The following is an 8,162-nucleotide window of genomic DNA, read 5'->3' on the forward strand; positions in this document are numbered from 1 at the left end:
GGCCCACACTTACAACCCCAGCCTCAACGCCTCCCCTACCCCCGCCCCACGCACATCGTCCGCTGCGCTGACCAAGGCAAAGTTATAAGCCCCATGCGACCAGTACCGCGCTTCCAGCTGGCCATCGACCCGCTGCCCGTCCGGCATGCGCCGATAAAGGTCGCCCGGCGAGCGCAGGAACAGGCTGATGCGCTGGCCCTTGCCATCCTCGAACACCAGTAATGCAGCCGGCCCTTGTTCGTTGCTGAGCAAGCGCGCACCCACCGGCTTGAAACCGTAGCCCGCCAGGTCCGGTAACTGGCCCACCCGGCTGAAATAGCGCCCCAGCCAATCGCGTAACTGCCCAGGATCACTGGCCTGGATATCCAGTGTTTCACTGCCGGCGAACAAACGATGCGCCTGAACAGCGTCAGCCATGGGCAGGTCGGCTCGTGCCAGGGTTGCATCGCGCACTCGCCAGCCACCCAAGCCCCCCACACCCAACGCCAGCATCACCACCGCCGCCGCAGCCCAGCGCCGCTGCCGACGCTGGCGCAATTGCCGACGCAACTGGCCAAGGTCCAACTGCGCTGCACCGGGCAGCTCGCCCAATCCCGCCAGTGCCGTACGCAGCCGCCGGGCATCGGCGCGCCAGCCTTCCACCCGTTCCGCAGCCTGCGGGTTGGCCGCCAGCCAGGCCTGCACCTCGGCCCGGCGCACAGGTTCCAGGCGCTCATCGACGTAAGCGTGCAATTCATCATCGGTGGGGATCAGGCGCGTCATTTCAGTCTCCGCAAGGCCGGGGGTTGGGGGTTGCCCTCGGTCAGTTCGCGCAAGGCATTGCGCGCGCGCGAAAGGCGCGACATCACAGTGCCGATGGGGATGCCCAAGGCCTGGGCGGCCTCCTTGTAACTCAAGCCCTCGATGCTGACCAGCAACAACAAGGCACGCTGCTCCGCCGATAGCCGGGCAAAGGCCTGCAGGTCGGCCTGGGCCAGGACGATGGCTTCGATGTTGTCACCAGCCGGCTCTTCGTCGCGCTCGTTACGGCCGAACCAGGACAGCCAGCGCGCATGCAAGCGCTCACGGCGCTTACCGTCGAGGAACTGTCGATAAAGGATGGTGAACAGCCAGGCACGCAGGGCATCGGCGTCCCGTTGCTGGTCGCGGCGGCTCAGGGCCCGCTCGACCGTCGCCTGCACCAGGTCGTCGGCGCTGCCCGGCTCGCGGGTCAGCCACACGGCAAAGCGGCGCAGGCGGGCCAGCAGCTCGCGCCACTGGTGGTCGTCCAAATCGTGCATGGTCAGGTACCGGCCTCTGGGGTTGTCAGTGTAAAGGGCAGACGCCTGTGAACAAATTCTATTCCCGATGAGGGAATAACTTTTTCCCTGCCCCGTCGTACTGGCACCATCACTGAACCGGACATTGACCATGAACACACCCTTGCACGGCCCGGCCAAAGCCTTGCGCCTGGCCGCCATTGGCGGCGTGCTGCTGGCCGCAGGTGCCTGCTTTGCCTATGCCGCCGGTTGGCTCGGCGAATCCCGGCTGACGCCACAGCGCATCATCGACACCTTCGAAGCCCAGGCCGGGCATTACCCCGGCTATCGCAAGAACCACGCCAAGGGCCTGTGCGTGAGCGGCTACTTCCAGGCCAGCGGGCAGGCCGCCAACCTGTCCACGGCGCGCGCCTTCAGCCAGCAACGGGTGCCGGTGGTGGGCCGTTTTGCCATCGGCGGTGCCAACCCGTTCGCCCCGGATACCGCTATACCCGTACGCAGCCTGGCAATTCAGCTAAGCACCGACGACGGTCAGGTCTGGCGGACGGGCATGAACAATCCTCCGGTGCTGGCAGTCAGCACGCCGCAAGCGTTCTACCAGCAAGTACTGGCGAGCACACCAGACCCGGCGACCGGCAAACCGGACCCTGGCAAGCTGCAGGCGTTCTTTGCCGCCCACCCGGAAAGCGCGGCGTTTCGCCAATGGGCGGCGGGCTACAAACCCAGCGACAGCTTCGCCAACACGCAATACCACAGTATCAATGCCTTCCGCCTGATCGACGCCGCTGGCGCGGCCCACCCGGTGCGTTGGCAGCTCGAGCCACAAACTGCATTTGCGGCATTGCCCACCCAGGTTGATGACAAGCAATTCCTGCAACACGACTTGCAGCAACGCCTTGCCCAAGGCCCGTTGCGCTGGAAGCTGCGTCTGGTGCTGGCCGAACCAGGCGACGCCGTGGACGATCCTGCACGGCGGTGGCCCGCCGAGCGGCGCAGCGTGGACGCCGGCACTTTGGTGCTGGAACAGGTGGACGCCCCCGAGCAAGGGGCCTGCCGCGACCTCAACTTCGACCCGCTGATCCTGCCGCGCGGTATAGAGGCATCGGCGGACCCGATCCTTGCCGCCCGCTCGGCCGCCTATTCGGAATCGTTCAACCGCCGTAGCCGCGAGTCGCTCAGCACCGGAGCCAAGCCATGAAACCTGAAACCTTCCACCCTTTCGCCCGTCTGCTGCATTGGCTGATGGCCGTGCTGATCCTGGCCATGTTGTTCATCGGCGTGAGCATGGTCGCCGACCTGTCTCTACGCCATCCGGTGCTGATCAGCCTGCACAAGGCCACCGGCCTGGCCCTGCTGGTGCTGGTGGTGCTGCGCATCGCTGTGCGCCTGGCCGTACCCCACCCGCCCCTGCCGAACGACCTGCCAAAACTGCAGCGCTGGGCCGCCGGGGCCTCGCATCTGCTGCTCTATGGCCTGATGCTGGGCATGCCACTGCTGGGCTGGGCCATGCTGTCAGCCGGCGATTACCCGCGCCCGCTCGGCTTGCCTGCCATCACCCCCCACAACCTGCAGCTGTATGCCGTGTTGCGCCAGGCCCATGGCTGGGCCGGCTACCTGCTGTTCGCCACGGTGCTGGTGCATGTGGGTGCAGCCTTGATGCATGCGTGGGTGCGCCGCGACGGTGTGTTGCGTAGCATGTGGCCTGGCCCCTTGCGCCGCAGTGAATGAACTGCAGCAGCCCAGGGGTTCGACAATCGATAATGATTCCTAATAATATCGGTTTTTGCTTGCCACTCTGCCTTGGACTGCCTATGAACGCCGCAAAGGATCCTGCAACCCTTCTACCTGCCAGCACCCTGGACTTGCGCCCGCTGCTGCTGGCCAACATGGCCTGCACCATGTCGATGATGGCCTTCGTCGCCCTGATCGGCCCGATAGCCCGCCAGCTTGGCATGGCCACCTGGCAAGCCGGCGCCGCCATAACCGTGGCCGGCGTGGTCTGGGTACTGCTGGCCCGGCCCTGGGGGCGCGCGGCAGACCGCCTGGGCCGCCGGCGCATCCTGCTGCTGGGCAGCGCTGGCTTTACCCTGGCCTACTGGCTGCTGTGCCTGTTCGTCGAAGGCGCACTACGCTGGTTGCCGGGGGCAACCTTGGCGTTCATCGGCCTGATGATCGCGCGCGGTTGCATCGGCGCCTTCTATGCCGCCATCCCGGTAGGCTGCAATGCGCTGATCGCCGACCATGTCGAGCCGCAACGCCGGGCGCGGGCCATGGCCTCACTGGGGGCGGCCAACGCCGTCGGTCTGGTGGTCGGGCCGGCGCTGGCCGCACTGCTGGCGCGGCACAGCCTGAGCCTGCCGTTCCATATCATGTCGCTACTGCCGGCCACCGCCTTCCTCGTGCTGTTTTTTACCCTTAAACCACAGGCTCTGACGCACAGCCACGCCCCCAGCCCGGTGCGGCTGAACGACCCGCGCCTGCGCCGGCCGCTGCTGGTGGCATTCAGCGCCATGCTCAGTGTGACCGTGTCGCAGATCATCGTCGGTTTCTTTGCCCTCGACCGCTTGCATCTGGGCCCTGCCGAAGCGGCCCAGGCGGCTGGCATCGCCCTGACCACCGTAGGTGTGGCGCTGATGCTGGCGCAGGTGATACTGCGCCAACTGGAGTGGCCACCGCTGAAGATGATCCGGGTGGGTGCCACGGTATCGGCACTGGGCTTTGCCTGCGGCTCGCTGGCCACCACGGCCCCCTGGCTGTGGGCTTGCTATTTTGTTGCGGCAGCGGGCATGGGCTTCGTGTTCCCGGCGTTTTCGGCACTGGCAGCCAATGCCATGCAGGCCTCTGAGCAAGGCGCCACAGCCGGTTCCATTGGCGCCGCCCAAGGTATGGGCGCGGTGATCGGGCCACTCGCCGGTACCTTGGTGTATGCCCTTGATCCGCGCTTGCCATTCTTGGCCGTGGCCGTGCTGTTGCTGCTGGTCGGGCTGTGGCCAATGCCGCGTGAGCAGCGGGTCTGAGAAGCACAGCGCGCAGGGGCGCAGAGTGTGTTTTAATGCGCATCGCTCATTATTATTGACACCTCTGATTACAAGGCGGCTATGGACACGGGGACGCGACTCAAACTGGTGCGTGAACGCAACAATCTCTCCCAACGGGAATTGGCCCGCCGCAGCGGGCTGACCAATTCGACGATCTCGCAGATCGAGCAGAATCGCGTCAGCCCTTCGGTCAGCTCCCTGAAAAAGCTGCTCGAAGGCATTCCCATGAGCTTGGCGGAGTTTTTCAGCTTCGACGAGCCAGTGCGCGAAGAGCGCTACGTATTCCGTGGTGGCGAACAACCAGACCTGGGGCGCAATGGCCTGCGCATGCTGCTGGTCGGCGCCAGTGTCGAAGGCCGGCAAATGCGCATGCTGCGTGAGCTGTACGCACCCGGCGCCGACTCTGGCGAGCCGATCGTGCATGCTGAAGGCGAAGAATGCGGCTTGGTCACCCGTGGTACCGTCGAGCTGTGGGTCGATGGCCAGGTCAGCGTGCTCAACTCGGGCGACGGTTACTATATCCCCACGACCCTGCCGCACAGTTTCAAGAACATCGGCCCGGATGAGGCCGAGATCATCAGCGCCAACACGCCGGCGAATTTCTGATCTTGACCCACAGAGCTTCACTGAGCACCCGGGATGTCTATCAGTGCCTGCGCAATGTGGCCCTTGGCGTGCATCCCCTTGAGGTGACTGAACGCCGCGATGACGGCCTGGTCGATGTCGGCATCCAGGGCTGGCAACTGACGTTGGCGCTGGATGCCGAAGGCTTGGCACATTGCGTTCATTGCCAAGCCCCCGACGGCGAACAGGCCGGGCTCGAGCACTGGCAGCGCTATGGCACCAACCCCACAGACCTGCTCAGCCTGTGGGAACGCACTCAGCTGGAGAGGCTGTTGGCGCCCTGACGCAGCGCCTCCTCGACAAAGTCCAGACGGTCCTGGCCGAAGAACATCCCATCACCGACAAAACAGGTGGGCGCGCCAAACACCCCGCGCGCCACAGCCGCCTCGGTCGCCTGCTTTAGTGCTGCTTTTACTTCGCTGTCAGCGGCCAGGGCGTGAAAAACCTGCGGGTCGAAGCCTGCCTGCGCGAGTGTTTCATTCAGCACAGCGCTGTCGCTCAGGTTGCGGCGCTGTACCCACAGCCCGGTGAACAGCACCGTTAGCAATGCCTCGAACCGATCCGGTGAATGCAATTGTGTACCTGTCACGCCGCGCATCAAAGTCAGGGTATTGACCGGGAAGCCCGGCGGCATCCCGAACGGCACACCGTAGCGTTCGGCAAAGCGGGTCAGGTCGGTGAACATGTAGCGCCCTTTGGCCGGGATCATGGCCGGCGAAGCATTGCCGGTAGCCTGGAAAACCCCGCCAAGCAGCATTGGCCGGTAGCGCAGCGTGGCGCCCTGGCGGGCACACAGGTTCGGCAGTTGGGTCCAGGCCAGGTAACTGGCCGGGCTGCCCAGGTCAAAAAAGAAGTCGACAGACGTGTGCATGGTTAAGATCCTTGCGGGTTAACGGGGATTTACCAGCGTTCCATCCAGGGGCGCAGGTCCAGCTCGAAGGTCCAGGCGTCGCGAGGCTGTGCGTGCAGGAACCAGTAACTGTCGGCAATGTGCGCCGGGTCAAGGATGCCATCCTGGTCCTTGAGGGCATAGCGCTCGGGGAAGCTGTCGCGGATGAAGGCCGTGTCGATGGCACCGTCCACCACCACATGGGCGACATGGATGTTGCGTGGCCCCAACTCGCGCGCCATGCTCTGTGCCAGGGCACGCAAGCCGTGCTTGGCCCCGGCGAAGGCGGCAAAACCGGCTGCGCCGCGGGTACCGGCTGTAGCACCGGTGAACAGGAGGGTGCCACGCTCACGCTGAACCATGCGCCGGGCCACCGCCTGCGCGGTGAGGAAACCGGCAAAGCAGGCCATTTCCCAGATCTTGAAGTACTTGCGCGGGGTTTCCTCGAGGATACTGCACGGTACATTCGCACCGATATTGAAGACAAATGCCTCAATCGGGCCTATATCACGCTCGATAGTCTCCACCAGCGCCGTAACCTCCTCTTCCTTGCGCGCATCAGAGCCAAAACCGTGAGCCTGGCCGCCAGCGGCGCGAATTTCCTCCAACAGCGGCTGCAGTTTGTCGGCCTGGCGCCGAGTTACGCAGGCAACATAGCCCTCACGCGCAAAGCGTTTGGCGATCTCGCCCCCAGTGGCGTCGCCCGCCCCGATCACCAGCACTACTTTTTGTTGTTCTGACATGCCTGCCTCCATGGGTAAATGATCGTTTAGTAAACGAACGCTATGTTATGATCGCGGTCATCGTCAAGCCTGTCTGCCGAGGCATGTGAATGCGCTACTCCAACGAACACAAACAGCAAACCCGCGAACGGCTGCTGGCCAGCAGCGGCGCGCTGGCCAAGCGCGGGGGATTTGCCAGCACCGGCGTGGCCGGGCTGATGAAAGCGATCGGCCTGACCGGCGGTGCTTTCTATAACCACTTCCCGTCCAAGGACGACCTATTTACCGAGGTGGTACGCCAGGAGCTGAGCAACAGCCCCCTGATACGCCTGGCCTGCCAAGGAGCCAACCGCGAACGCCTGGGCCGCTGCCTGCAGCAGTACCTGAGCCTGGCCCACCTGCGCAATGCCGAAGGTGGATGCCCGTTGCCGCCGCTGGGAGTGGAAATCGCCCGGGCCGACACGCCGGTGCGTGAAGTGGCTGAGCACTGGCTGGTAGAACTGCACCAGGCCTGGAGCACAACCCTGGAGGATGAGCAACTGGCCTGGGTGCTGATCAGCCAGTGCGTAGGGGCAGTGCTGGTCGGGCGCATGCTGGCCAGTGAAAGCGTGCAAGCGCAGGTACTGGGCGCCAGCCGCCAGTTTGTCGAACAGGCCCTGCATGAGGCAGATTAGTGCCTTGTTGGGTTTGCTATTGGCCCTGCCAGCGTTTGCCGAGCAGGCCTGCCCGCCAGGGCAGTATCAGGTGTGCCTGATGGGTTGCTTCTGCGCCCCGATCGACCCGGGCCAGGCCGGGCAGATCCTCAAGGATGTGGAGGTCATGGCCTCGTCCAGCCTTGCCTACGCCTTGCGCCAGGCCCGCGACGAAGCCACGGCCAGCGGTGTTCAGCCGATTCCGTTGCATATTCGGGCGCAGCTTGAACCTTGGTATGACTTTGCCGTGCTCGACGCAGCGCGCTTTCGGGTGGGGGATGAGCAACAGATGAGCGCAGCCAATGCGCTATTGCAGAACCCCGATGTGAACGCCGTTACACTGATCGACACGATCATCTTCCGCCGGGCCGCCGATGCCGAGGACAACGTGGCCTTGTGGGCGCACGAGCTCAAGCATGTGCAGCAGTATCAGGAGCTGGGTGTGGAGGAGTTTGCCCGACGCTATACGCGCAACTTCGACGACCTGGAGGGGCCGGCCTACAAGATCGAGGCCGAAGTCGACAAGGCGCTGCGCGAGCGTCGTTCAGGCCTGGCCCGCTGATCGCTGCCATTGCGCTCCACATCTACAGCGCCTGTCTTGCCCGGCGCAAAATTCAGCCGTTAGCGCAAACCAAGGTAGGAGCGGGTTTACCCGCGAATACGGTAGCGGCGGCAACGGTGAACGGCGGGTGGAGATTGGCCAGCAGGCCCGGCCCTTTCGCGGGTAAACCCGCTCCTACGACGGCCTGCGCCCTATCACCAATGTGTGTCCACCACCAATCTGTGTAGGAGCGGGTTTACCCGCGAATACGGTGGCGGCGGCAACGGTGAACGGCGGGTGGAGATTGGCCAGCAGGGCCGGCCCTTTCGCGGGTAAACCCGCTCCTACGACGGCATGCGCCCTATCACCAATGTGTGTCCACCACCAATCTGTGTAA

Annotated in this window: 11 protein-coding genes; 7 read left to right on the plus strand and 4 right to left on the minus strand. The window is 64.4% G+C overall.

Annotation, left to right across the window (positions count from 1 at the left end; translation table 11 throughout):
- Nucleotides 1-9: 9 nt before the first annotated feature.
- Together ACYCCG_RS09735 and ACYCCG_RS09740 are read right to left on the minus strand one after the other, a co-directional pair.
- On the minus strand, nucleotides 10-762 hold the full coding sequence (locus tag ACYCCG_RS09735; RefSeq protein ID WP_459670206.1) for an anti-sigma factor family protein: 753 nt from the start codon (nucleotides 760-762) through the stop codon (nucleotides 10-12).
- Complete coding sequence (locus tag ACYCCG_RS09740) at nucleotides 759-1,280, minus strand: sigma-70 family RNA polymerase sigma factor (RefSeq protein WP_021782377.1); 522 nt, start codon at nucleotides 1,278-1,280, stop codon at nucleotides 759-761. The genes ACYCCG_RS09735 and ACYCCG_RS09740 overlap by 4 nt, the downstream gene beginning before the upstream one ends.
- A gap of 124 nt (nucleotides 1,281-1,404) precedes the next feature.
- Here ACYCCG_RS09740 and ACYCCG_RS09745 point away from each other — a divergent pair, with 124 nt between their 5' ends.
- The 5 genes from ACYCCG_RS09745 to ACYCCG_RS09765 all read left to right on the plus strand — a co-directional run bounded on the left by ACYCCG_RS09745 (nucleotide 1,405) and on the right by ACYCCG_RS09765 (nucleotide 5,205).
- Nucleotides 1,405-2,457: a catalase family peroxidase gene (locus ACYCCG_RS09745; RefSeq protein WP_459670207.1), complete on the plus strand. Its 1,053-nt coding sequence runs from the start codon at nucleotides 1,405-1,407 to the stop codon at nucleotides 2,455-2,457.
- On the plus strand, nucleotides 2,454-2,987 hold the full coding sequence (locus ACYCCG_RS09750; RefSeq protein ID WP_176684632.1) for a cytochrome b: 534 nt from the start codon (nucleotides 2,454-2,456) through the stop codon (nucleotides 2,985-2,987). Before ACYCCG_RS09745 ends, ACYCCG_RS09750 begins: the two co-directional genes overlap by 4 nt.
- A gap of 83 nt (nucleotides 2,988-3,070) precedes the next feature.
- Nucleotides 3,071-4,276 carry an MFS transporter gene (locus ACYCCG_RS09755; RefSeq protein ID WP_209966411.1) on the plus strand — a complete coding sequence of 402 codons (1,206 nt, stop codon included), beginning with the start codon at nucleotides 3,071-3,073 and terminating at the stop codon, nucleotides 4,274-4,276.
- Between the two features lie 81 nt (nucleotides 4,277-4,357).
- On the plus strand, nucleotides 4,358-4,903 hold the full coding sequence (locus ACYCCG_RS09760) for a cupin domain-containing protein (protein WP_003248033.1): 546 nt from the start codon (nucleotides 4,358-4,360) through the stop codon (nucleotides 4,901-4,903).
- A gap of 2 nt (nucleotides 4,904-4,905) precedes the next feature.
- Nucleotides 4,906-5,205, plus strand: coding sequence for a DUF7693 family protein (locus ACYCCG_RS09765; protein WP_245355123.1), 300 nt, complete (start codon nucleotides 4,906-4,908; stop codon nucleotides 5,203-5,205).
- Here the strand turns inward: ACYCCG_RS09765 and ACYCCG_RS09770 are convergent.
- Together ACYCCG_RS09770 and ACYCCG_RS09775 are read right to left on the minus strand one after the other, a co-directional pair.
- Nucleotides 5,178-5,792, minus strand: a complete 615-nt coding sequence (locus ACYCCG_RS09770; protein ID WP_209966413.1) for a 2-hydroxychromene-2-carboxylate isomerase — start codon at nucleotides 5,790-5,792, stop codon at nucleotides 5,178-5,180. The genes ACYCCG_RS09765 and ACYCCG_RS09770 overlap by 28 nt on opposite strands.
- 29 nt (nucleotides 5,793-5,821) lie before the next feature.
- Nucleotides 5,822-6,553 (minus strand): SDR family oxidoreductase, encoded by a 732-nt coding sequence (locus ACYCCG_RS09775; protein WP_176684635.1) that lies wholly within the window; start codon nucleotides 6,551-6,553, stop codon nucleotides 5,822-5,824.
- Between the two features lie 89 nt (nucleotides 6,554-6,642).
- On the opposite strand from ACYCCG_RS09775, the gene ACYCCG_RS09780 reads away from it, so the two are divergent.
- Entirely contained in the window at nucleotides 6,643-7,206 is a 564-nt protein-coding gene (locus ACYCCG_RS09780; protein ID WP_176684636.1) for a TetR/AcrR family transcriptional regulator, read from the plus strand.
- A complete protein-coding gene (locus ACYCCG_RS09785; RefSeq protein WP_209966415.1) occupies nucleotides 7,193-7,786 on the plus strand; it encodes an eCIS core domain-containing protein in 594 nt (197 codons plus the stop codon). The genes ACYCCG_RS09780 and ACYCCG_RS09785 overlap by 14 nt, the downstream gene beginning before the upstream one ends.
- Nucleotides 7,787-8,162 lie beyond the last annotated feature (376 nt).

The sequence above is a fragment of the Pseudomonas sp. VEM90 genome, from assembly GCF_054611535.1.